General features: G+C 71.8%; 17 protein-coding genes. 10 read left to right on the forward strand and 7 right to left on the reverse strand.

The window, feature by feature from the left end:
• The first annotated feature begins 935 nt into the window (after positions 1-935).
• The 3 genes from GA0074692_RS20120 to GA0074692_RS20125 all read left to right on the forward strand — a co-directional run bounded on the left by GA0074692_RS20120 (position 936) and on the right by GA0074692_RS20125 (position 2180).
• Positions 936-1139 carry a hypothetical protein gene (locus GA0074692_RS20120; protein WP_091646745.1) on the forward strand — a complete coding sequence of 68 codons (204 nt, stop codon included), beginning with the start codon at positions 936-938 and terminating at the stop codon, positions 1137-1139.
• A gap of 416 nt (positions 1140-1555) precedes the next feature.
• The gene (locus GA0074692_RS34860) at positions 1556-1711 is read left to right on the forward strand and encodes a hypothetical protein (protein WP_176738518.1); all 156 of its coding nucleotides are present in this window, start codon (positions 1556-1558) and stop codon (positions 1709-1711) included.
• Positions 1712-1991: 280 nt separating this feature from the next.
• Entirely contained in the window at positions 1992-2180 is a 189-nt protein-coding gene (locus GA0074692_RS20125) for a hypothetical protein (RefSeq protein ID WP_091646746.1), read from the forward strand.
• A 409-nt stretch (positions 2181-2589) separates the two neighbouring features.
• On the opposite strand, the gene GA0074692_RS20130 is transcribed toward GA0074692_RS20125, so the two are convergent.
• From GA0074692_RS20130 to GA0074692_RS20140, 3 genes are all read right to left on the reverse strand, one after another.
• Positions 2590-2820 carry a hypothetical protein gene (locus GA0074692_RS20130; protein WP_091646747.1) on the reverse strand — a complete coding sequence of 77 codons (231 nt, stop codon included), beginning with the start codon at positions 2818-2820 and terminating at the stop codon, positions 2590-2592.
• Positions 2821-3033: 213 nt separating this feature from the next.
• Entirely contained in the window at positions 3034-5064 is a 2031-nt protein-coding gene (locus GA0074692_RS20135) for an acetoacetate--CoA ligase (RefSeq protein ID WP_091646748.1), read from the reverse strand.
• Positions 5065-5353: 289 nt separating this feature from the next.
• Complete coding sequence (locus tag GA0074692_RS20140) at positions 5354-5875, reverse strand: acyl-CoA thioesterase (protein WP_091646749.1); 522 nt, start codon at positions 5873-5875, stop codon at positions 5354-5356.
• 154 nt (positions 5876-6029) lie between these two features.
• On the opposite strand from GA0074692_RS20140, the gene GA0074692_RS20145 reads away from it, so the two are divergent.
• From GA0074692_RS20145 to GA0074692_RS20165, 5 genes are all read left to right on the forward strand, one after another.
• Complete coding sequence (locus tag GA0074692_RS20145) at positions 6030-7238, forward strand: RNA-guided endonuclease InsQ/TnpB family protein (RefSeq protein WP_091653801.1); 1209 nt, start codon at positions 6030-6032, stop codon at positions 7236-7238.
• Between the two features lie 40 nt (positions 7239-7278).
• Entirely contained in the window at positions 7279-7926 is a 648-nt protein-coding gene (locus GA0074692_RS20150; protein WP_091646750.1) for a hypothetical protein, read from the forward strand.
• Between the two features lie 156 nt (positions 7927-8082).
• The gene (locus GA0074692_RS34865) at positions 8083-9024 is read left to right on the forward strand and encodes a hypothetical protein (protein WP_176738520.1); all 942 of its coding nucleotides are present in this window, start codon (positions 8083-8085) and stop codon (positions 9022-9024) included.
• On the forward strand, positions 9021-9968 hold the full coding sequence (locus GA0074692_RS20160) for a P-loop NTPase family protein (RefSeq protein WP_091646752.1): 948 nt from the start codon (positions 9021-9023) through the stop codon (positions 9966-9968). The genes GA0074692_RS34865 and GA0074692_RS20160 overlap by 4 nt, the downstream gene beginning before the upstream one ends.
• The gene (locus tag GA0074692_RS20165; RefSeq protein WP_091646753.1) at positions 9968-12247 is read left to right on the forward strand and encodes a BREX system ATP-binding domain-containing protein; all 2280 of its coding nucleotides are present in this window, start codon (positions 9968-9970) and stop codon (positions 12245-12247) included. Before GA0074692_RS20160 ends, GA0074692_RS20165 begins: the two co-directional genes overlap by 1 nt.
• Here GA0074692_RS20165 and GA0074692_RS20170 read toward each other — a convergent pair.
• From GA0074692_RS20170 to fxsT, 3 genes are read right to left on the reverse strand one after another with little or no spacing between them, the layout of a single operon-like run.
• Positions 12228-13454, reverse strand: coding sequence for a cation:proton antiporter (locus GA0074692_RS20170; RefSeq protein ID WP_091646754.1), 1227 nt, complete (start codon positions 13452-13454; stop codon positions 12228-12230). The two genes, GA0074692_RS20165 and GA0074692_RS20170, sit on opposite strands and share 20 nt — an antisense overlap.
• The gene (locus GA0074692_RS20175; RefSeq protein WP_091646755.1) at positions 13451-14689 is read right to left on the reverse strand and encodes a hypothetical protein; all 1239 of its coding nucleotides are present in this window, start codon (positions 14687-14689) and stop codon (positions 13451-13453) included. The genes GA0074692_RS20170 and GA0074692_RS20175 overlap by 4 nt, the downstream gene beginning before the upstream one ends.
• Complete coding sequence (gene fxsT, locus GA0074692_RS20180) at positions 14686-18471, reverse strand: FxSxx-COOH system tetratricopeptide repeat protein (RefSeq protein ID WP_091646756.1); 3786 nt, start codon at positions 18469-18471, stop codon at positions 14686-14688. Before fxsT ends, GA0074692_RS20175 begins: the two co-directional genes overlap by 4 nt.
• 401 nt (positions 18472-18872) lie before the next feature.
• Between fxsT and GA0074692_RS20185 the strand changes: the two genes are divergently transcribed.
• Entirely contained in the window at positions 18873-20345 is a 1473-nt protein-coding gene (locus tag GA0074692_RS20185) for an aKG-HExxH-type peptide beta-hydroxylase (protein WP_141725355.1), read from the forward strand.
• 39 nt (positions 20346-20384) lie between these two features.
• On the opposite strand, the gene GA0074692_RS20190 is transcribed toward GA0074692_RS20185, so the two are convergent.
• Positions 20385-21548 (reverse strand): acyl-CoA dehydrogenase family protein, encoded by a 1164-nt coding sequence (locus GA0074692_RS20190; protein ID WP_091646758.1) that lies wholly within the window; start codon positions 21546-21548, stop codon positions 20385-20387.
• A gap of 241 nt (positions 21549-21789) precedes the next feature.
• Here GA0074692_RS20190 and GA0074692_RS20195 point away from each other — a divergent pair, with 241 nt between their 5' ends.
• Complete coding sequence (locus tag GA0074692_RS20195) at positions 21790-23217, forward strand: UDP-glucose dehydrogenase family protein (protein WP_091646759.1); 1428 nt, start codon at positions 21790-21792, stop codon at positions 23215-23217.
• Positions 23218-23340 lie beyond the last annotated feature (123 nt).

A 23340-nucleotide genomic window follows, 5' to 3' on the forward strand; every position in this document is an offset into this window, starting at 1 on the left:
GCGCTCTGGCTGCTCGGAGAGCTTCACCAGACCGGGCCGATCGGACAGGACGATGGACTGGCGGGCCCAGAGAGGTTCCCGCCAGCACGGACGTCCGCACCAAGATCATTTTGTCGGGCAAAGGCGCCACTTAAACCTGAAAGGGACGCCAGATGGCGCCACCAGGCAAGCGGAGGCTCGCAGTCCTCGTCCCCTTCCCTGCCTGTCAGCCACCGAGGACAACGGCTTCGCCCCCGCGATTGGTTGCACGCCTTGCCGCACGTTGGGCAACGGTTATCCCGGAGAACCGATCCGCCCCGGTTGCGATAGAGAGCCCCGTGAGCTGGCCGCATCGCATCGGCGTTCGACACCTGGTTCGGCAGGTCCCGGATCGGGACGAGGTGGTAAGCCTCCCTTGCTCCGGCATGGCCGCAGAGATGGCAGGCGTCGCCGCACCTCTCGAACATCAGCCCTCGGGCTACGCGGTACCGCCGATGCAAACTCGGCCGCTTCACCTTCACCCTCCACCCCCGACTCGGCCGAGCACCTTCCTCGATCCCAGCAGCCAGGGCACGACGCCCAAACCGCGATGTCCACCCCTGGACCGAGGAGAGAGAGCAGACGGAGAGTGGCGGGGTCTCCGTGACGGGTGCTCGTCCAAATAAGCGGCATGCTCTGCTACGCGATGGCGCCACCGATGGCTCTCGCTTGCCTGTCGTCGAACTGGCGGGGGCGGCTGGGTACGTACGCACCCCTAGCCGGCGAAGGGAGCGACAGAGCTTACATCGAACATCACGGATGTCTTCCTCGTCGAACGGTTGGAGTTCCGCGCGGATATCGCCCGAACCCTTGACGCGAGCAGCGCGGTCTGAGATCTTGCGAAGCAAGGCGGAGCCCAAGGGAGGGCATGGCTGATCCATTTAAGGGTCACTGTGTCTACGTGGAGGTTTCGCTCGATGGGCAACAACGTCGCCAGCCGGTTGCTACTGCTGGTCATCGCGATCTTGGCCGCCAGCCTGGTTGGCACCATCGCCGGCTGGGTTACGTCGGTGATCGAGCAAAGTTTCGGCAAGGCCCTGCTCGTCGGAGGTGGCGCGTTCGGCGCGACCTTGGCCCTCTTCATCGCGACCTTCAATTTCGTGACGCGAGGCGACGCCTGAGTCTCGAACCCCGGGCGGCCAGCGAGGACGCGATGCCGCCCGGGGGCCGGAGGCGCAGCAGGCTTCCGAAGACATCCCCGCCGTACGTCTCGCGTGCCCGCCGTGGACCTCGCGTGGGCTCCCGGGCATCGACACACCCCGTCCCTCCTCGTGGCCCGGGGGGGCCAGTCCTCGCCCACGGGCGAGGCGACTACTTACCGGTAATTTCCGGCAACCGATTAGCTACCCCACTCTGTGTATGCCCTGCTAAATGACCCTCAGAGACTCCATATCCGAGCAATCCTCACGTTCCTAAACCGTCCGTTAGGTACGAGCGACTTGACAAGGGCGCTCACGCCCCGGCATCTTGCGGAGCAAGGCGGGCCCTCACCCACAGATCCACAAGGGATCACTGTGCACAAGGAAGGGTTCCCGCGATGGCAAGTGACTTCGCCGTCCGCCTGCTGTCCCTGGCCGTCACCGGTCTGGCAGCCACACTGGTCGGCACCAACGCCGCTTGGATTTCCTGGGCCACCGAGCCGAGCATCGGTCGGGCCCTGGCTGCGCGGCGTTCGCCGGCTCCGCCCCGCTAGTCTTCGGGGCGCTCAACTACCTGATGAGGCGTGAGGCGTGACGGCTCCAGTGTGGCCCGCCCCCGCCGACATAGCCGGGCCGCGCCCACCTTTCGGCAAGGATTTGCGGATGTCAACCCATTCGACCGAGCAAAACTCGTGTCGCGCATCACAGTCGCTTGCGGCGCGTCCGAGGTCCGGCCACATTAGATGAACAGCTCGGATTCTCACCCATCCCGAGAGCGCTCCTCCATCAGGAGGAGTCTGCCTATCGAGAGGGTGCAGCATGGAAAATGGGGCCATGGTTCGGACGCTCTGCCTGGCCATCGCCGTCCTGTTCGGCAGCCAGGTCGGGACGGTCGCGAGCTGGATCTCTTGGGTCATCGATCCGAGCATCGGCAAGGCCATCTTGTCTGGCGGGGTCGCGTTCAGTGGCGGCTTCGCCCTCGTCCTTACCGCCATTCGGTTCATCACCGGCCGGGACGCCTGACGCCCCGGTTTCCGGGCGACCACCTCACAGGAGTAACGAGGCTGCCCCTCGGGCCAGGGCGAAGAGACAGCCAGCGCGGGATACCTCCGGATTCTGTTGGTCTTGTTAGTTGTTGGCGGCAGATGATGTTGTCGGGGCACACCCTCCGGGTGTGTGCCCCCAACAACCAACATCCGTCTTTGTCGCGGCTGCTGATGTTGTCAGATGTTGTCGCGATGTTGTCGGCAACATCGGCATGCCCTCTGACCGGCCATGTCGTCTCGCCTGGTCGCCGGTGTTGTCGCCATGTTGTCAGACTCCAGCCTTGACCTCGGGCTACGTAAGGGCGGCAGAGGCTGTCGGTCATTACAACAACATGGAGGGCACCCCCAGCAGGAGATGCCCTCACATGTCGTGCCTGGCCGCCTACTCAGGCGGGCGGGGGCACCTCCGGCAGGGTTGGCGACTCGCCCCGCTTGATCCGCTCGCTCTTGACCGACAAAGTCGCTCGGATTTTGGCGTCGGAGACGGTGAAGTCGGGCGACCCGTTCTCACCACACAGATGGGCGATCAGCTCGTCCTTGCGGGCCAGAACCCTCCGGTTACCCGCGTCGGCCCCGATGTTGTCGACAGCCCATTTGATGAAGCGGCGAGAGCGCATCTGGATGCGGTCGAGTACACCGCCTACTTGGAAGCGACCGTCGACCGGATCAGCCGCCCCCTGTCACCCCGCAGGGCGACCGCCGCGATGTCCGCCGGCCCCACATAGCGGTAACGCCGCCGATACCCCACCACGACCTGACCGTATCGACTGGCGTTTTGGCGATAACGCGGTGTCCACCCAGCCGGACACCGCGTTATCGCCCAAAACGGCTCAGCCGACGGTGGCGCGGCGTTCGGCGAAGGCTGCGAACGCGGTCAGCGACTCCGGGTTGGCCAGCGCCCCCTTGGCAGCGGCCGAGTCCACCGGCGTACCGGTGAGGATCTTCTTCACCGGTACCTCCAGCTTCTTGGCCGAGAGGGTACGCGGCACCGCCCGCACCTGGTGGATCTCGTCGGGCACGTGCCGGGGCGAGAGCGTGGTACGCAGTTCCCGGGCGATCCTCTTCCGCAGTTCGTCGTCCAACTCCAGCCCCTCGGCGAGCACCACGAAGAGCAGCAGTTCGCCCGCGCCACCCTCGGCGTCCTCCAGGTGCACCACCACCGAGTCGACGACCTCGTCCAGCCCCTCGACCACGGAGTAGAACTCGGCGGTGCCGAGCCGGACGCCGCCCCGGTTGAGGGTGGCGTCCGAGCGGCCGGTGATCACGCAGCCGCCCCGGGAGTTGACGGTGATCCAGTCGCCGTGCCGCCACACGCCCGGGTAGAAGTCGAAGTACGCCTCCCGGTAGCGCTTGCCGTCCGGGTCGTTCCAGAACCCGACCGGCATGCTCGGCATCGGGGCGGTGATGACCAGTTCACCCAGCTCGCCGACGACCGGGGTGCCGTCGGCCGAGCGCGCCTCGACCTTCGTGCCCAGCGCCCGGCAGGCAATCTCCCCGGCGTACACCGGTAGCAGCGGCACGCCGCCGACGAAGCCGGTACAGACGTCCGTGCCGCCGGAGAGCGACTGGAGCTGGAGGCGGTCACCGACGGCCTCGTACACCCAGGTGAAGCCCTCGGGCGGCAGCGGCGCGCCGGTGGAGCCGAGGCCGCGCAGCGCGGAGAGGTCGGCGATCTCCTTCGGCACCAGGCCGGCCTTACGGCAGGCCAGCAGGAACGGCGGGGAGGTGCCGAGGTAGGTCATCCCGGTCTCCTCGGCCAGCCGCCACACCGTGCCGAGGTCGGGGTGGCCGGGGTTGCCGTCGAAGAGCACGATCGCCGCGCCGACCGCCGGCCCGGAGACGAGGAAGTTCCACATCATCCAGCCGGTGGTGGTGAACCAGAAGAACCGGTCCCCCGCACCGAGGTCGTGGTGCAGGGTGAGCATCTTCAGGTGTTCCAGCAGGATGCCGCCGTGGCCGTGCACGATCGGCTTGGGCAGGCCGGTGGTGCCGGAGGAGTAGAGCACGTAGAGCGGGTGGTCGAAGGGCACCGGAGTGAAGGTCAGCGGCTCGTCGGTCTCCGCGGCCAGGTCGGCCCAGCCAATCACCCCGTCTTGCGCGGCCTTCATTCGGTCCGGAGCGCCGCCCAGCGGGGCGGAGGCCGAATCATGGCCGTCAGGGTTGGCCGGATCGAGGTACGGAATCGCGACGGTGTGCCGCAGCGACGGCAGGGCGGCCCGGATGGCGGCCACCTCGGCCCGCCGGTCGACGGGCTTGTCGCCGTACCGGTAGCCGTCCACGGCGACCAGCACCGTCGGCTCGATCTGCTGCCAGCGGTCGGTGACGCTGCGGGTGCCGAACTCGGGGGCGCAGGAGGAGAAGACCGCGCCGAGGCTGGTGGTGGCGAGCATCAGCACGAACGTCTCGGGGATGTTCGGGGCGTACGCGGCCACCCGGTCGCCGCTGCCGACGCCGAGCCGGCGCAGCCCGGCGGCCACCCGGCGGACCTGCTCGCGCAGGTCGGCGGCGGTCAGCGTCTCCGGTGCGCGGGTCTGCCCGTGCGCGATCACCACCGGGTCGTCGTCGGCCAGGTCGGGCATCCGCAGCACGTGCTCGGCGTAGTTCAGGGTGGCGCCGGGGAACCAGCGCGCGCCGGGCATGGTGGCCTCCGCCAGCACCTCGCTGGCCGGGGTGTGCGCGATGACCTGGAAGTAGTCCCAGATCGATCCCCAGAACGCGGACAGGTCGGTGACCGACCAGCGCCACAGCGCGTCGTAGTCGGCGAACTCCAGCCCCCGCTCGGCCTTCAGCCAGCGCAGGAAGTCGCCGATTCGCGACCGCTCAAGCACGTCCGCCGGCGGCGTCCAGAGCACCTCAGGCAACGTTCCATCCCTCCCCGCGGCCCGTCACGACACTGTGCATGGGCCGTGACGCCATCTTGCCCTACCTCGACAGGCCATTCTCCGTGCCGAACTTCGGAACGGGTGTGTGGTCGTTCCACACAAAGTGTGGGCAGGGACCCCTGTTACCGCTACCTGAGCGCGTAAAGCGTCCCAACGGACATTTCCCGCAGGCAACGGCCGAGCGGCCCGCGCGGCGAGCACGGTCGATCGGCCAAGCGGTCAAGCGGTCAGGCGGCGCGGTGGGCCGAAGGTGGGCTGAAGGGCGCGGTCAGGCGGCGCGGTGGGCCTGGATGGCGCGGCGGCGGGCCAGCCGGTGTGCCCGGCGGATCTCGGCCTCCCGGAACCGGCGCTCGTCCTCCGGGGTCTCCGGCAGCACCGGTCGGACCGGACGCGGTGCGCCGCCCACGTCGACCGCGACGAAGACCAGGTACGCGGTGGCGACCGGCACCGGCTCGTCCTCGGCCGAGTCCCACCGTTCGGCGACCACCCGGACGCCGACCTCCATCGAGCTGTGTCCGGACCAGTTGACCTGGGCGTGGGCGTGGGCGTGCACCAGGTCACCCACCCGGACCGGTTCGGAGAAGACGATCTCGTCGATCGCGGCGGTGACCGCCGTGCCGCCGCTGTGCCGGGCCGCCGCCGCCCCGGCCACGTCGTCGACGAACTTCATCAGCACCCCACCGTGCACGGTCCCGTACAGATTGACGTCGACCGCCGTCATGATCCGACTCAGGGTGACCCGGGAGTAGGAGGTCGGCTTGCCCGGGGGTGTGGTGGGGTGCTCGGTCATCAACAGATTCCTTTCGTGGATACTCCGGCCTTCAGATGGGGGAGGAAACGGAACCTGCGGAGCAGGACGGGGACAGCCGGCCCGCCGCCCGGGCAGGTCGGTCTGCCCGCGTGTCACCGCAGACGTCACCGCTCGGCTCGCTAGCATGTGGACGGTGGGCAGGGCGGTGAAGCGGGCGTACAAGTACCGCTTCTACCCGACCCCCGAGCAGGCCAGCCTGCTGAACCGGACATTCGGGTGTGTCCGCAAGGTCTACAACCTGGCCCTGGCCGCCCGCACCGAGGCGTGGCAGCAGCGGCGGGAACGCATCACCTACAACGCCACCAGCGGGATGCTCACCGCCTGGAAGAAGACCGAGAAGTTCGCGTTCCTCAACGAGGTGTCGTCGGTGCCGTTGCAACAGACCCTGCGGCACCTGCAGGGCGGTTTCGTCGCGTTCTGGGACAAGCGGGCCCGCTATCCGCGTTTCAAGTCCAAGCGTGGGTCGCGGGCGTCGGCGGAGTTCACCTCCAGCGCGTTCCGCTACCGCGACCACCGGCTCACCCTCGCGAAAATGGCCGAGCCGTTGGACATCGTCTGGTCCCGGCCACTGCCCGACGGTGCGACCCCATCCACCGTGACCGTGTCCCGCGACAGCGCCGGGCGGTGGTTCGTGTCCCTGCTCTGCATCGACACCATCACCCCCGCACCCGCCACCAACACGGCGGTCGGTATCGACGCCGGCCTGGACTCCCTGATCACCCTGTCCACGGGGCAGAAGATCACCAACCCCCGCCACGAACGCGCCGACCGCACCCGCCTCGCCCGCGCCCAACGGGAACTGGCCCGCAAGGAGAAGGACTCGGCAAACCAGGCCAAGGCCCGACTCACGGTCGCCCGCATCCATGCCCGCATCGCCGACCGGCGACGCGACCACCTGCACAAGCTGACCACTCGACTCGTGCGCGACACCCAAACGCTCGTGATCGAGGACCTCACCGTCCGCAACATGCTCAAAAACCACCGCCTGGCGCGCGCCATCTCCGACGCGTCCTGGCGACAGTTCCGCGAACTCCTGACGTACAAGTGCGCCTGGTACGGCCGGGACCTGGTCGTGATCAACCGTTGGTACCCCTCGTCGAAGACCTGCTCCGCGTGCGGAGCCGTCGCGGAGACCATGCCGCTGAGCGTGCGGACGTGGACGTGCCGCTGCGGCACGACCCACGACCGGGACGTGAACGCGGCACGTAACATCCTGGCCGCCGGGCTGGCGGTGACGGCCTGTGGAGCCGATGTAAGACCTCAACGGGACACCTCCCGGACGGGGCAGTCGGCAGTGAAGCAGGAAACCCCGAGGGCGACCAAGGGAATCCCCCGCCTTTAGGCGGGGGAGGATGTCAAGACAGAGACGGTACGGTACGCGGATGCGACATCTCTGGAGCTTCCTCGCCGGTCTGGTGGTGGCCCCCGTCACGTGGGTGCTGGTCGCCCTCGGCCAGGACGGGTCGGGCCGGACCATCGACCGCTGGGTGGAGTTGGGCACGTTCAATTCGGCCAACCTGATCGAGCCGGCGGTGTACCTCGCGGTCGCCGGTCTCCTGCTCGGGCTGGTCGGCACGCTTCGCATCTCACCACTCGGCCCGCTGGTGGCCGGGTTGCTGCTGGTCGCCACGTACGCCGGCATGATCGTCGCCCCGTTCGACCTGCGCGACCGGGTGCCGGACGACGTGAAGGTGTTCGGTGACCCGGTGCCGCTGCTGCTTCCGGTCCGCAACGGCACGCTCTTCCTGATCGGCGTGGCCCTGCTGATGGCCGTGTTCAGCGGACAGCGCTGGCGGCGCTGGCCGAGGCCGGTCCCCCCAGTGGCGACCGAACCGGCGCCGGAGGAGCCGACCTTCGCGTTGACCGATTTCGGGTCACCGGTCGGTGCGGACGACCGGGACACCGCCCCGCCCAGCCTCGGCTACCCGGACGAAACGCCGACCGAGCCGCTGCCTCGGCGTACCGCTGGGGCGTCCCCGTGGTCGCAGCCGCCGGGTACGACGGCGGGCCAGCGGAACGACGCGGACTGAACCGTATTCGCCTGACCGTCCCCGGTGGACCCATGGGTGCGCCGGGGACGGCGACCCGGTTCACCTGGGACGCGGCTTGCGCGATGAACACCCGGTCCGATCTCCGGCCGGGCGGGCGGTACCCGGGATCGCCGACATTCACTACAGTCAGCCGCTATGCGGGTGCCATCCGTCATCGGTCGGCGAGTGGGGCCGCCGGGGAGTTCGTCCCGGCGAGCCGCCGCCGTGGCGCTGGCTGTCGTCCTCGTCGTCGTGGCGGTGGTCGGCGCTGAGGCGTACCGGCGGCACCGTGCAGGCACGGTCGACGAGGCGGCCACCGTCTGGTGCCTGGCCGCCGACCGGCGGCCCGCCCTGGTCCAGGCCGCCCGCGCCCTCGGCGTGCTCCGTCCGGAGTCGACCGCCGAACGGCTGAGCTGGCCGGGCGGAACCGGCGACACCGGCAGGAGCGGCGACCAGGGCGGGAACGGTAACGAGGGCGGGACCGGCAACCCGGGCGGGACCGGCGACGCGGAGCGGTGGCGTGGCGCGCGGCCGGCGGACTTCGCCCGGACCTGCCGGGCCCTGATCGGCGCCGAGCAGCGGGTGTCGTCGGGCGGTGGTTCGTCCCCCTGGTCCGGCTTCACCCCCTCGCTGGTCCTCGCGGTGGTCAGCGCCGTGCTGGCCGCCTGGCTCAGCCGCCGGCTGGCCACGGCGGGCACCCGGCGGGTCGAGGCCGAGGAACTGCGCTCGGCGGCCCGTTCCTACCGGCTGGCGGTCGAACGGCTGTTGCGTGACCTGGAGCAGCAGCGCCCGGGGATCGCCCCGGACGACGGCGAGGTGCAGGACCGGCGGCTGGAGCTGGCGACCCGGCTCAACGCGGTCGCGGCGGCGTACCGTCGGTGGTCGCTGCCGCGCTCGCTGAGCGAGACGCTCGACCGGGAGCCGCTCGGCGCGGGCATGACGGCGCGGTGGAACGACCGCCTCCCGCAGCAGCGGCCCACGCTGGCCGCCGAGACACGGGTGGCGCTGGGCCGACTGGAGGCGGAGGTGGCGCAGGTGGCAGGGACGGTGGCGGAGCCGGGCCTGTTCCGGACGCGGACGTCGGCGGGTCCCCGGTGAGCGACGTGATCAGCGCCGCCGAGGAGCCGGCCGAGAAGGCACCGAACAATCCGTTCGCGGTACCCGGGCTGATGCGCCACACGGACCCGCTCAACCCGGTCCGCAACCACGGGCACCTCTCGCTCTACGTGCCGGTGGACAACACCGAGACCGCCTTCCAGGACTGCCAGGAGGAGTTCCGGGACGCGTCCTACCTGCGCGAGATCGGCCGGGTGGTGGTGGTCACCGGGGAGCAGGGCTGCGGCAAGACCGCCCTGATCAACCGCTGCGCCTACTGGCTGCGGGAGCAACTGCCCGTCGTCGGCCTGCGCGGCGAGATCGTCGACGTGACCCGGCAGGCGCGGGTGAACGAGTCGATGGCCGACCGGCGGGCCAAGGTCTGCAAGGCGGTGGTCGACACCGTGTACCAGCGGCGACTGCTCGTCTCGGATCTGGTCCACCAGATGCGTGAGCAGCCCGACGACGCGTACTTCAACCTGGCCGGCTGCCTGCCGCCGGAGCTGGTGCTGCTCGTGCTGCTGCCGCCCTCGGCGGACCTGACCGAGGAGCTGGTCAGCTACGCCACCGACGCCCGGCAGCGGATCGTGTTCTTCGCCGAGACCTCGTACGACCTGTCGGACGAGCGCCGCCAGCGGCTCGACCAGGCCGGACACGCCCCGCCCGTGTACCTGGAGGTGGGCCGGCTGGGGAGGCACGACGCGAACCGCTTCGCCGCGCGGCGGCTGCGCGACGTGCCCGAGGGGACGCTCCCCCGGGTCGCCCCGGAGGCCCTGGACGACTACACGACCTTCCGTCGGCATGTGTCCATCGGCGAGGTTCAACGGTTACTCTACGGCATGTACGAGAAACTCCGCGTACAAGCTGACCGGCCGGATGAGGTGACCTTTCAGCACATCAGTCAATACTTCATGAGTATCGCCAGCCCGACGGAGAATCCGCGCTGATGGACGCCTTCGACCACCTGGACCTGAGCGGTGAGGTGAATCCTTATCCGTCGAGCGCCGTCGCCCAGATCGCGGACGCCGGGTCGACCTCGGTCACCATTCCGACAGTCGCCGTCCGACGGGCCGTCAACGCCATGGACGGCTACCTCTCCGCCGTCCGGGCCCGTCCGGAGACGTCGGCGGGGCAGGTACTGGCGATCGTCGGCGACTACGGCACCGGCAAGACCCACCTCGCCTCGCACCTGATCCGGCACGCCGCCACCAGCCTGGGCGGCGCGGTGCAGTCGGTGCACCTGAACGCCCCGCCGGACACCTTCGTCTCGCTCTACCGGGCCTTCGCCGACAAGCTGGCCGAACGGCGGGAACTGGTCCACGAGCGGGTGCGCGGCCTGTACGCCGAGATCCTCGCCGACGAGCTACGCGCCTCGGCCGCCACCGCGCCGGTGGCCGAGCAGCTTCGCGCCGGAACGATCGACCCGGTCGCGCTGGTGGAGATGTTCGGGCTGATGGAGAGCGCCTTCCTGCGACAACTGCGGGAGCGGCTCCGGGAGGTCACCGACAACGCCGAGTTCAGCCAGGCGCTCACCCTGCTGCTGCGGGGTGGTTTCGAGGACGCGGTCTGGGAGTGGCTCGGCGGGACGGCCCCGTCCGACGTGCTCCGCGAGCGGGGCATCACCGAGGCGATCACCAGCAGCGAGAGCACGGCGCTCCAGGCGATGGGGGTCTTCGCGCTGCTGATCGGGCACGGCGAGCACCCGTTCGTGGTGGTGATCGACGAGCTGGACCAGTTGCTCACCGCCGCCGGCCGGCGCGCCGACGAGGCCATCGACGCGTTCAAGGAGATGCTGCGGGTCTTCGCCGCCTCCAACACCTTCCTGGTCCTGGCCGGGCTGCCCGACCTGCTCAGCTCTCTGCGGCGGGACGTCCGCGACCGGATCACCGAACACATCACGATGTCCGCGCTGACCGCCGCCGAGGTGCAGGCCTACGTCCGGACCCGGCAGGGCGGCCGACTCGAGCCGTTCACCGAGCAGACGATCGAGCAGATCGTCGACCTGACCAACGGGGTGCCGCGTCAGGTGATCTCGCTCTGCCACCGGCTCTGGCGGCGCGCCCACGACCAGCGGGCGCTGGTCACTCCGCCGATGGTGCGGCAGACCGCGCGGGAGATCTACGACGCCGGCACCGCGTTGAACGTCCGGGCCGAAATCCGTCAGGTCCTGGTCGGCGCCGGCTACGACACCTACGTGCCCGACCACTTCCTGGACAGCGGCACGGACAGTCGCGTCGACTACTGGGTGCCGATCGGGCCGAACGACGTGGGCTGCGCGATCCTGCTCTCCGAGCCGCTGCTCGACGAGTCCGACATCGTCACCGTCGAACGCCGGTGCCGGTCCATTCGCGCGCACCGCGACTGCGAGCTGCTGCTGGTCGCGTCGGAGCCGCCACCGGCCCGGTTCCGTCAGCGGCTGCGGGAGGCGGTCGGCCGGGAGCCGCTGACCTACCACCCCCGGTCCTTCGCCGACCAGTTCGCCCTCGAGTTCAAGGCGATGGCGGCCCGGATGGAGGAGCGGTACCCGCAGGAGGGGCCGCTCGCCGCTGTCGCGCCGCACCTCACCCGCCTCGACCGGCGGCAGTCGGCCACCCAGCACCTGCTGACCGTGCTGACCGGCTCGCTGGAGGAGCTGCGCGGCCGTAACGACCAGCAGCTCGCCGCGATCTACCGGGAGCTGCACGAGATCCAGCGTGGGCTCGCCACCGCCGGTGACGAGCGGCGCGGGCACATCGCGGTCGTCGCCACCCTGCCTCCGCCGGTGGTCACCCTCTTCGACGGCGCCTTCTCCGCGGTGGACCTGCTCACCCCGGCCCGGGAGCTGCTGCGCCGGGCGTTCCAGGAGGACGAGGGCGGACGCGGGGCCAGGCAGGCGGTACGGGCCCGGATGCGCACCTCGGAGATCCACGCCGCCACCGGGGTCACCGCCCTGCTCACCTCGCTGATCGAGGCGTTCGGGCACGCCGTGGTCGAGTGGTACCGGTCGGTCGACCAGCCGCCGGGAAGCGGACTGACCGCGCGCCACCGGGAACGACTCGACACGATCTGCCGGATCTTCGACGTGGTCTACGAGTACCTCCCCCTCTACCAGCTGCGGAGCCTGCGGGGGCTGGTCGGCTACCCGGTGCCCGGCCGGCAGCAGCAGGAGGCGGAGGACATCCTCGGCGACTTCAGCTCCCAGGTCCGGCAGGCGCTGCTGGCCGCGCTCACCCCCGTCGAGGGCTGAGCGGCGGCACGTCGGGGCCCGGCCGCCGGTACGCCTCGCGCACCCCGTTGGTGAGGGCGTGCAGCACGTTGACGGTGAGGATGGCCGGGGCGACCACCGCCACCGTGCCGACGAACTGCCGCTCCAGCACCAACGCGAGGATGATCGCGGTGATCCCGTTCTGTTGGCCGAGCAGCACGTCGACCCGGTCGGAGCGGGGCAGCCGCCGGCCGACCAGCAGCGCCACCACGACGTGCGCGCCGACCGCTGCGAGGCCCAGCACCGCACCGGCCAGCGGGCTGATCCCGCCGACCAGCACCAGCCCGAGCGCGAAGCTGGCGGCCAGGAACGCCACCTGGGTGAGCCGGTCCAGCACGGCCCCGAGCGGCGGCCGGTAGAACAGCCCGGCCACGGCGAGCGCCAGCATGAGGAACTGCCAGACCGCGAAGGCGGCCAGCCCGGCGAGCGCCACGAGTTGGAGGGCGGTCACCAGCCGGCCGGGCCGGACCCACCGGCGCAGCCGCTCGGTGCCCCACCAGACGAGCGCCGCCACCGCCGCCAGGGCCAGGTTCTGGACGAGGGAGAGCCCGAACGACTCGAACCCGGTGTGCGGGGGTGCGGTGGCCGCCGCCGGATCGGCGGGCACCAGCGGCCAGACCCAGGCGGCGGCGTACACGGTCAGCAGGACGGTGATCGGGTCGTCGAACGACGCCCACGCGGAGAGGATCGTCTTGGCCTGCGCGGACATCCGGGACTGTAACCGCGCGGCGGCGAAGGACACCGGGTCGATCTGGGCGACCGCGACCCCGAGCACGAGGTAGGCCGGCTCCCGGAAGGCCAGGTACATCACCGCCGAGATCAGCGCGGCCTTGACCACCACGCCGCCGGTGATGGCGAAGACGACCAGGCGGGCGTTGCGACGGGCGGCCCGCAGGTCGATGCCGTACGTGCTCGCGTAGAGGCCCACGGCGAGCAGCGTCCCGGCCAGCGTGAGGTAGGCGTCCGAGCGGTACGTCCCGACCCAGTCACGGTTCTCGGCGAGCAGCCAGCCGAGCGCCGCCACCAGCACGAACGTGCCGGTACGCGTCAGCGACGGCAGCACCGCCTCGCGTACCCCGGTCCGCCGTCCGGTCCGGTCGACGGCGGACCGGGACGGCCGCCACCGACGCCCAGCGGGCCGCTGCGCGCCCCGGGCCGGCCGGGACGGCCGCAGCGGCACCCGCGTCATTCGCCGAGCCGGCGGGCGAGCAGCGCCGCCCTGTCGTCGGCCGCCCAGACCAGGTGCTGGTCCAGGGTGACCGCGAGCAGGTAGCGGTCCAGCCCGACCGGGTAGCAGAACAGCGCGCCCTGCTCGACGTCGAGCACGAGCCGGCGGACCCGGGAGCCGAGGGCCAGGTGGGTGGCCCGGACCAGGGTGCGCAGGTGGACGTCGATCCGCTGCCCGAGCAGGCCGTAGAAGTGCCGGCGCCGGTGCGGGGTGATGTCGTCGAAGAAGCGGTCCAGCCGGGGGTCGTCCAGGATGTCCTCGGCGGTCTCGATCCGCCCGGCCCGACAGACAGCGACGTAGTGCAGGTCGTCGACGCCGAGGTGTCGGCGGCAGATCGCGGCCGCCGACTGCGTCGTGGTCCGCCCCGCGCCGGACACCGACCCTGGGGCCGGCCGGGGTTTCGGCGGCGGGGCGACGACGGCCGGCGGCCCGGTGTCCGGCGGGGACTGCGTGGGGCCGGAGTCGTCCGGGGTCAGCGGCGTCACGGACGAGCCGGACGGTGGGCGGACGTCCCGCATACCGGAGCTGAGCGTCGGCTCTGTCAGCCCGAGCCAGCCCCCGTAGTCGGTGGGCTGCTGGCTGACCGCCTCGCGCAGCCGGTTGGCCAGCCCGGCCAGCTCGATGTCGGCGGCCCGGACCGCCGGGTCGTCGGGCGGCAACTGACCGGGGGCGCCGCTGGACCAGGCCAGCGCCACCAGGAACTGTTCCCGCAGCACGGAGAGGCTGAACAGCGCGCCCCGCTCGGTGTGCAGCAGCAGTCGGACGAGGTCGCCGCTGCACGCCGGGCGGAGCTGGTCGTCCAGGTCGGCCATCACGTGCACCACGTCCCGGCCGATGAGCTGCCGTTCGTCGGTGGTCAGGCCGAGCGGACCGTGCGGGCCGTGCGGCTCCCCCGCGTCGAGGGCGAAGTCACAGGTGCCGGTGCGGTAGCGGGCCAGGTGGGAGATGCTGCCCACCTCGTCCATCAGCTCCTCGCACAGCGCCAGGGCCGGCGGCCGGCGGCCGTCGAGGTGGGTGCCGAGCGTGACGTCGACCCGGCGGCGGGGCCCGCCGTCAGCCGACGGGGTGGCCGCCCCGGTCGAACCGCCAGCCGGCCCGGTCGGCTCGCCGGCCGGCGGGATGACTGGCCCGGTCGGCTCGCCCGCCGGCGGGGTGGCTCCGGTGGCCGTCGCGTCGGCCGGCGTCTGTCCGCTCACGTCTCCGGCACCTCCATGTCGACGAAGTCGAAGGGCACCCGGCCCTCGCGGGTCTGGCCGGTCACCTCACCGGCGCTGACCACCCCGGCCAGGGCCCGGCGGGTGGTACGCAGGCACGGGTGGTCCGGTCCGAGGAAGTCCCGGCCCAGTTCGACGGCCGTACGCAGCAGTTCCTCGGCCACCGTCGGCCGGCCCACGGCAGCCACGACGACGGCCTGGTTGACCAGCGCGCCGATCGCCCACGGGTGCGGTTCACCGAGGGTCGCGGTGAGCCCGGCCGTCGCCTTCTCCGCGTCGTCGACCGCCTCGTCGAGCCGTCCCCGGGCCCGCAGCACGACCGCGCGCAGGCTGCGGCAGATATGCGTGAACGGGTGCTCCGGGCCGAGGTCGTGTTCGTAGCCGGCGAGGCTCTCCTCGACCAGCCGCTCCGCGTGCTCGCCGTCCCGGGCGAGGTGGTAGTCGACGGCGAGGCTGAGCCGGCAGGAGCGGGTCAGCGGGTTCTGCTCACCGACCAGCCGCCGCAGCGCGAGGTACGCCCGTCCGTTCAGCTCCTTGGCCCGGTCGAGCTGGCCACGCCGCCGCTCGGTGATCGCGAGGTTGCGCAGGATCCGCAGCAGTAGGGTGTCCTCGTCGCCGCGACCGCGACCACCCCGCCGCCGGTGCGCCTCGGCGAGCAGGCGGCGGGCCTCCTCCAGGTCGCCCAGCTCCCGCCGGAAGCTGCCGATGTCGCTGATCAGCCAAAGGGTGTCGGCGTTGTCCGCGCCGAAGAGCCGCGACCGCCGTTGGCGGGCCCGTTCCGCCACCCGCAGCGCCTCGTCGGAACGCCCGGCCAGGTGGAACGAGTTGGCCAGGTTGTGCGCGGCGATCAGCGTCTCCGGATGGTCGTTGCCGAACTGGTCCCGGAAGCCGCGCCAGGTGGCCTGGTCCTCGACCAGGGCGGCCCGGAACTGACCGAGTCCGCGCAGGTCGCCGGCCAGGCCCCGGCGGGTGACCAGGACCCAGGGATGGTCCGGGCCGAACAGCACCGTCCCCTCGCGCAGCGCCGTCCGGCTCAGCTCCAACGCCTCCGCGCCGCGACCGAGCGAGCGGGTGACGTCGGCCAGTCGGGTGGCCAGCCGCAGGGTGAACCGGTCCCGCCAGCCGTACCGGGCCAACCAGCGGTCCAGCGCCGGCCGCCACCGCCGCAGCGCGTCCGGCGCCTCGTCGTCGCCCCGGGCGATGAGGTGTTCGAGCTGTTCGACCAGCCACCGCCGGACCTCGTCGGGACCGTCCACGTCCAGCGCGTCGGAGCTGATCAGGTGCCGGTGCAGCTCGCGGCGTACGGCGGAGTCGGCGGCGATGGTCCGGGGCGCCGCGTCGGCCAGGCCGCGCAGGAACTGGATGCGCCGCGTCTCGCGTTCCTGGTCGGACATGCCGGCTCGGACGACGGCCTGCACAGCCGGGTGCATCCGCACCACGCCGGCCCGCCCCCAGGCGACCTCGACCAGCCGGAACCGGACCGCCGCCGCGAGCGCCCGGTCCATCTCCCACCCGTCGGCGCGCAGCATCGCGCCGTCGGCCTCGGAGAGGCCCTGTGCAACCTGCGCCCGCATCGGCCGGGACCCGAGGATCGTCAGGGACAGCCCCAGCGGGGAGGCGAAGGCGCACATCTGCGCCACCACCACCGCGACGCGGCCGCTGAAGTTCTCCCGCATCAGGGCCATCGCGACCCGCAGGATGCGGGCGGCGGCCGGCTCCCCGACCGGTTCGGCGACCGCCGCGCAGAAGGCCGGCACGGCGGTGTCGGCGCTGCGGGAGTCGGCGATCGCGGTCGCCGAGCTGAGCAGGACGCCGGCCTGCCCGAGCAGGCCCGAGGCGAGTCGCAGGTCGAGCGGGGACGCGCCGACCGTCTCGACCACCGCCGTCGCCGGCACCCGGGACAGCCCTCGCACCCTCCCGGTGAGCAGGCGTACCGCGTCGGTCTCGACGAGTTCGCCGACGGTGACGGTCACCGCGCCCGGTGGCGCGTCGGCGTCGGAGCGGCGGGTCACCACCACGTGGCCGGAACCGCTCGGCAGCAGGTCGGTCAGGTCTTCGTCCCCCGCGCCGTCGTAGACGACCAGCCACTGCCCGCTCCGCCGGCCCAGCTCGTACAGCACCTCCTGGACCGGGTTGCCCCGGGGCTCGACACCCAGCTCGGCGGCGAGTTCGGTCAGCGCGGCCCGGACGTCGTGCAGCCCGCCCGCGGCGATCCAGACGATCAGGTCGTAGTCCCAGCGGAAGCGGTGCGCGTACTCGCCGACGAGGCTGGTCTTGCCGACCGCGGCCGACCCGGTCACCACCACCGGCTGCCCGGCCGGGCCGGCCAGCAACATCTCCCGCAGCTCGGCCAGTTCCCGGTCGCGGCCGACGAAGAGGCGGGGCCGGGACGGCAGGTGGAACTCCCGGGGCGGTTCGTCCCGGCCGCCGGGGAAACCCGGTTGCCAGGACCGTTCGATCGGCACCGGTCGGATGCCGGCCAGCCCGAGCGTGCCGCGCAGCCGCTCCCGGGCCTGCTCCTCGGCGCACCCGGTCAGGTCGACCGTCCGGACGCCCTCGTCGGGCAGGGCGTCGTCGACAGCCGGGCCGGTCCGCGCGACCAGCAGCTCGGTCTCCGGGTCGGCGCGGACCGCGCCGACCACCCCGGCCAGCCACTGCTCCTCCGTGTCGTCCGCCGGCACCACCGCCAGCACGGTGGCCCGGCCGGGGAGACGGCGACTTTCGTCGTCCGGGGGCCACGGCCGGGCCCGCACGCCCACCGTCGCCAGTTCGGCGCGAAGCCAGTCCGCCCAGGCCCGCTGGCGCGCCGGGTGGGCCAGGTACACCTCGCTCTGGTCGTCGGCGGCCTGCCGGCCCAGCCCGTACCGGTAGCGGGTGCGCAGCGACTCCGGTTCGGGCCGGACGGTGCCGAGCGCGCCGTCGGTGACCAGGCTCAGCAGGTCGCCGTACGCGGCGAGCACCCGGTCCCGGTGGGGCGATTCCTCCAGCAACGGGGCGAGGGTCTGCCCGGCGGAACTGCCCGGCACCTCCACCAGGTTCACCTCGACCGCGCCGGTGGGCTCGTCGAGCGCGGCACGCAACGCCCGGCGGACGGCGTCCCGCCGCTGGCCGGCGCGAGCCGGGTCGCGCTCGTCCACGGCGGTCGCCACGCCGACCAGCCGGACCCCGGCGGGCGAGGCCCGGTTCACCCCTCGGGCCAGCGCCGCCACCTCGGGCAGCCGGGGGTAGCGGTACGGGAAGCAGATCACCACCGCCTCGCAGAGCACCGCCGCCCAGCTCGCCACCGTCGGGTCGGTGTCGACCGGGTCGAGGAGGACGATGTCGTACTCGGTGCGGCGCAGTTGCCGGCGCAGCTCGGTGAAGGAGGCGTCGGCCAGGTCCTCGGAGGGCGGCCACGGGGCCGACTCGGGGGTCCAGACCACGTCCAGCCGGCCGGGCGGGGCCGCGTACCGGCGTAGGACGGGCGGTTCGGCGAACTGCCGGGCGGACCCCGGCGTGACAGGGAAGATCGAGCGGGCCAGCTCCGGTGGGAGCTGCTCGGCGACCGGCCACTCGTCGGTGTGGAACATGCGCAGGTGCTCGTGCACGCGCACGGCGCCCCGGCCGGCGTCGACCACGAGCACCCGGCGGCCGGCCCGGGCCAGGATCCAGGCCAGGTTGCTGACCAGGTTGGTACGCCCGGTCCGGCTGGTCGGCGCCAGGAAGGCCACCACCCTGGTGCCGGTCGGCGCGCGGTCCGACCGGGACGGCACCGGTCCGGTCATCGCGGCTTTCGCCCGTCCGGACGGTGGTCACCCGTCATGTCCATCCCTCTCCATTCGGTCGGTTTCCGCTCGCCTCCGCCCGGTGGCCGGCGCGACTCCCGGATCGCTGGTCTGGTTGGGGAACCACAGGAAGTGACCACGGGGCTCGCCGGTCTCGTCGAGGAGCCGCCGTAACGACTGCCGCAGAAGTTTCCGGGGCAGCGCGTCGAGATCCGACGGATCCATTTCCTCAGCATTGAGGAGATCAGATATCAGAGGGGCGTCATGACTGCTCATCCTTTCCGACATGCTTTGCCCCACCTTCGATCTATTGAGAACCGCACCGCAGTCAGCACAGCCAGCGCCCCGCCAGTAACATATCGTAGCGTTCATCGATATTCAGCAGTCATATCGGGGGAACGGTGCGTGATCCGGGACGGTCGTCGATGTGGACCGACCGACACGTGATGTCCGCCGGAACGTTTCTGTCGCTGGCCCGGGGTGGTGGCGGGCCGTCCGCCGTCCGGACCCTGCTGGCCGCCCAGTACAGCCGGAACCTGCTGACGCTGCGTGAACTCGTGGAACGGTGCGCCGACCTCGACCACCCGCACACCGATCTGGTCCGGCGGGCGTGGGGGCTGCTCGGCGAACTCCGCCGGACCGCCCCGGGGGCGGTCCGGCGGGTGCTGACGTACCCCAGCGTGAGCGCCTGGGCGGCGGAGACGCTCGCCCGGTTGGCGCCGGTCGGCCACCTCGGTCAGGACAGCACCGGCGACGGACCCCACGCGGCGGCCTGGCCGGCCATGCTCGGGCCGGTCGTCGCGGCGGCGGCCCGGCAGGCCCGTACGCCGGTGGCGATCGGGTTCCCGACCCCACCCGGGTCGGCGTTCCCGCTGCCCATGACGGGTCACGTGCGGCTCGCCCCGGACGCTCCCGCGTACGTCGAACTGGCCGTCACCGCCGACGGGGTGACCGTCGACGGCGTACCGCTGCGCCCCGGCGCGCAGTGGTGGCCGGCGCCCCGGCTGCACGCCGGGGGCGGCCTGGACCTGCGGCTGGACGACCTCTGGTCGCTCTCCCGCCCGGCCACCCCGGTACGCCCCGACGAGGCGGCGCGGTGGCGGATGTCGCTCGCCCCGGCCTGGCGGCTGCTCGCCACCCACCACCGGGAGTACGCCGCCGAACTGGCCGCCGCGATCTCCATGGTCATGCCGCTGCCGCCCGGGGCCCCTGAGCTGACCGGCTCCGGCGTGCCGGCGGAGGCGGGGGCGGCGCTGATCAGCGGCACCTTCCCGGTCGGCGTGGGGTGCGTCGCGCTCTGCGGTGGCGGGGAGGCGACGACCACGGCGGCGACCCTGGTGCACGAGTTGGCCCACAACAAGCTCGCCGCGTTGGAGAATCTCTTTCCGCTGCTGCGGCCCGGGGACGACGTCCGGTTCCCCGCGCCCTGGCGGGTCGGACCGCGTCCGCTGCCGGCCCTGCTCCAAGGGCTCTACGCGCACGCCTGCGTAGCCCGGTTCTGGCTTCGCCAGCAGCACCACGAGGCGCGGCCGGACGGACTCCGGCGGGCCCGGACGGAGTTCCGCCAGGCCCGGTCCGCCTGCCGGGAGGTGGCCGAGCTGCTGCTCGCCGGCGACCGGCTCACCCCGCCCGGCCAACTGCTGGTGGAGCAGTTGCACCGGGCGACGACCGGTCAGGCATCGGTCGACACGACCGGGGCACGCAGCACGACCAGGACGCACAGCACGGTCGCGTCGCGCGTCCCGGCCGGGACGCGCGACGCGACCAGCACGACCGGAACACGCGGCGCGACCAGCACGACCGGGACGCGCGGCACGACCAGCACGACCGGAACACGCGGCGCGACCGGCCGGGCGTGCCGGCCAGTCGCGTGACCCGCGTCGACCCTCTGGGGCCGACTCCGTCCGACGAGGTCAGTCGCGCAGGAGCTGCCGGGCCATGACGATGCGCTGCACCTGGTTGGTGCCCTCGTAGATCTGGGTGATCTTGGCGTCCCGCATCATCCGCTCGACCGGGTAGTCCCGGGTGTACCCGTAACCGCCGAGGAGCTGGACGGCGTCGGTGGTGATCTCCATGGCGGCGTCCGAGGCGAAGCACTTCGCCGCCGCCCCGAAGTAGGTCAGGTCGGCGTCGCCCCGCTCGGACTTGCCGGCTGCCACGTAGGTGAGCTGCCGGGCCGCCTCCAGCTTCATGCCCATGTCGGCGACCATGAACTGGATGCCCTGGAACTCCGCCACCGGCTTGCCGAACTGCTTGCGCTCCTTGACGTACCCCTTGGCGTAGTCGAGCGCGCCCTGGGCGATGCCGATCGCCTGGGCGGCGATGGTGACCCGGGTGTGGTCCAGGGTCCGCATGGCCGTCGCGAAGCCGGTGCCCTCCGCGCCGATCATCCGGTCGGCCGGGATGCGCACCTCGTCGAAGTAGACCTCCCGGGTGGGCGAACCCTTGATGCCGAGCTTCTTCTCCGGGGCGCCGAAGCTGACCCCCGGGTCCGACTTCTCCACCACGAAGGCGGAGATTCCCCTGGACCGGGCTGTGGGATCGGTCACGGCGAAGACCGTGTAGAACTCGGAGACCCCGGCGTTGGTGATCCACCGCTTGACCCCGTTGAGCACCCAGTGATCCCCGTCACGGACCGCCCGGGTGGTCATCGAGGCCGCGTCGCTGCCCGCCTCCGGCTCGGAGAGGCAGTACGAGAACATCGCCTCGCCGGCGGCGACCGGGGTCAGGTAACGCCGCTTCAGTTCCTCGGAGGCGGCCAGCAGCAGCGGCATGGTGCCGAGCTTGTTGACCGCCGGGATCAGCGAGGACGCGCCGCAGGCGCGGGCCACCTCCTCGATCACGATGGCCGTGGCCAGGGCGTCCGCGCCGGCACCACCGTACTCGGTCGGAATGTGCGGAGCGTGGAAGTCGGCGGCCCGCAGGGCGTCGTACGACGCCTTGGGGAATTCGCCGGTTTCGTCGGCCTCGGCGGCGTGCGGGGCGACCTTCGCCTCACAGACCTCCCGGACCGCCTCCCGGATCGCCTCGTGCTCCTCGGGTAACCGATAGACGTCGAACGACTGCTCTGCGGCCATGTTGGGCCCTCCCCTTCACCGCTATCATGCGCAGACCGTGGCTTCGTGGGTCACGGACGACGCAGACTGAGGATAGCGACCAGAGTTCAGTGATAGTTACCGGCGCGTAGGCTCCTGCTCGACGACCCCTACAGCGTCGGCGGACCATGAAGACGGCAAAGCTGTCATGCGGTGCCCGGCGAGGCGCCGCGGCCGATTGCGACGCAACGAAGCGCCGCCAGCGCGAGCGGAGAAGACAGGCGTGACGATCCCGTACCCGAACACCCAGCCGATGCCGGCGATCCCGGCGGTGACACCCCCCTCCGGTGCTCCCCGGCCCCGGGTCACCTTCCTCGGCACCGGCTACCTCGGTGCGACGTACGCCATCTGCTACGCAGAACTCGGCTACGAGGTGCTCGGCTACGACGTCGACGTAGACAAGATCGCCAAGCTGAACGCGGGCGAGGTGCCGATCCACGAGCCCGGCCTGGACGAACTGCTCAAGCGCAACCTGGCCGCCGGCCGGCTGCGGTTCAGCACCGACATCGCCGAGACCGCCGCATTCGGTGACGTGCACTTCATCTGTGTGGGCACCCCGCAGCGCGCCGACGGCCTCGGTGCCGACCTCACCTACGTCGAGGCGTCGGTCACCAGCCTGGCCCAGCACCTCACCCGCAAGGCGCTGATCGTCGGCAAGTCCACCGTGCCGGTCGGCACGGCCGAGTGGGTCGAGCAGCTCGTCGGCAAGCACAGCTCCCCCGACCTGGGCATCGAGGTGGCGTGGAGCCCCGAGTTCCTCCAGGAGGGCTTCGCCGTCGACGACGTGCTGCGCCCCAACCGGATCGTGGTCGGGGTGAAGAGCGAGTGGGCCAACGGCATGCTCTACGCCGCCCACAAGGGCGTCTTCGACCTGGCCGCCACCGAGGACCGCGAGGTGCCGCTGGTGGTCACCGACTTCGCCACCGCCGAGCTGGTCAAGGTCGCCGCGAACGCCTTCCTCGCCACCAAGATCTCCTTCATCAACGCGATGGCCGAGGTCTGCGAGGCCTCCGGCGGCGACGTCACCCAGCTCGCCCGGGCCATCGGGTACGACCCCCGGATCGGCAACCGCTTCCTCCAGGCCGGGCTCGGCTTCGGCGGCGCGTGCCTGCCCAAGGACATCCGCGCCTTCCAGGCCCGCGCCCAGGAGCTGGGGGCCGGCGAGGCACTGCGCTTCCTGCACGAGGTCGACCTGATCAACCTGCGCCGCCGCAGCCGGGTGCTGCAACTCGCCGCCGACCTGCTCGGCCGCCGGTACGGTCCGGCCGGCCCGGATCTCACCGGCACCCGGATCGCGGTGCTCGGGGCCACCTTCAAGCCCAACACCGACGACGTCCGGGACGCCCCGGCGCTCGCCGTGGCCGCGCTGCTCGGCAAGGCCGGCGCGGACGTACGCGTCTACGACCCGCAGGGCATGGAGAACGCCCGCCGGGCGATGCCCGAGCTGAGCTACGAGCCGAGCATGAACGAGGCGGTGACCGGGGCCGACCTGGTCTGCGTCCTCACCGAGTGGGCCGACTTCCGCAACGCCGACCCGGTCGCCCTCGGCGAACTGGTCGCCGAGCGCCGGGTGGTGGACGGGCGCAACTGCCTGGACTCGGCACTCTGGGTCCAGGCCGGCTGGCAGTACCGGGGCATGGGCCGCCCCTGATCGCGTGACCGGGGCCGGTCGGGGAGCACTCTCCGCGACCGGCCCTACGTGTGTCCGCGACTTTTCTGTCCGCGACGCGGCGGCAACTATCGAAATCCGTGCCGGGTTTGGGCATGCTGCCAC

The organism is Micromonospora pallida (assembly GCF_900090325.1).
GTDB classification, from domain to species: domain Bacteria; phylum Actinomycetota; class Actinomycetes; order Mycobacteriales; family Micromonosporaceae; genus Micromonospora; species Micromonospora pallida.

Excerpts from the sequence above, each read along its gene's own strand:
- GA0074692_RS20120 (WP_091646745.1), top strand. The coding sequence starts at position 936 with ATGGGCAACAACGTCGCCAGCCGGTTGCTACTGCTGGTCATCGCGATC.
- GA0074692_RS34860 (WP_176738518.1), top strand. The coding sequence starts at position 1,556 with ATGGCAAGTGACTTCGCCGTCCGCCTGCTGTCCCTGGCCGTCACCGGT.
- GA0074692_RS20125 (WP_091646746.1), top strand. The coding sequence starts at position 1,992 with ATGGTTCGGACGCTCTGCCTGGCCATCGCCGTCCTGTTCGGCAGCCAG.
- GA0074692_RS20130 (WP_091646747.1), bottom strand. The coding sequence starts at position 2,820 with ATGCGCTCTCGCCGCTTCATCAAATGGGCTGTCGACAACATCGGGGCC.
- GA0074692_RS20140 (WP_091646749.1), bottom strand. The coding sequence starts at position 5,875 with ATGACCGAGCACCCCACCACACCCCCGGGCAAGCCGACCTCCTACTCC.
- GA0074692_RS20150 (WP_091646750.1), top strand. The coding sequence starts at position 7,279 with ATGCGACATCTCTGGAGCTTCCTCGCCGGTCTGGTGGTGGCCCCCGTC.
- GA0074692_RS34865 (WP_176738520.1), top strand. The coding sequence starts at position 8,083 with ATGCGGGTGCCATCCGTCATCGGTCGGCGAGTGGGGCCGCCGGGGAGT.
- GA0074692_RS20165 (WP_091646753.1), top strand. The coding sequence starts at position 9,968 with ATGGACGCCTTCGACCACCTGGACCTGAGCGGTGAGGTGAATCCTTAT.
- GA0074692_RS20170 (WP_091646754.1), bottom strand. The coding sequence starts at position 13,454 with ATGACGCGGGTGCCGCTGCGGCCGTCCCGGCCGGCCCGGGGCGCGCAG.
- fxsT (WP_091646756.1), bottom strand. The coding sequence starts at position 18,471 with ATGACCGGACCGGTGCCGTCCCGGTCGGACCGCGCGCCGACCGGCACC.
- GA0074692_RS20190 (WP_091646758.1), bottom strand. The coding sequence starts at position 21,548 with ATGGCCGCAGAGCAGTCGTTCGACGTCTATCGGTTACCCGAGGAGCAC.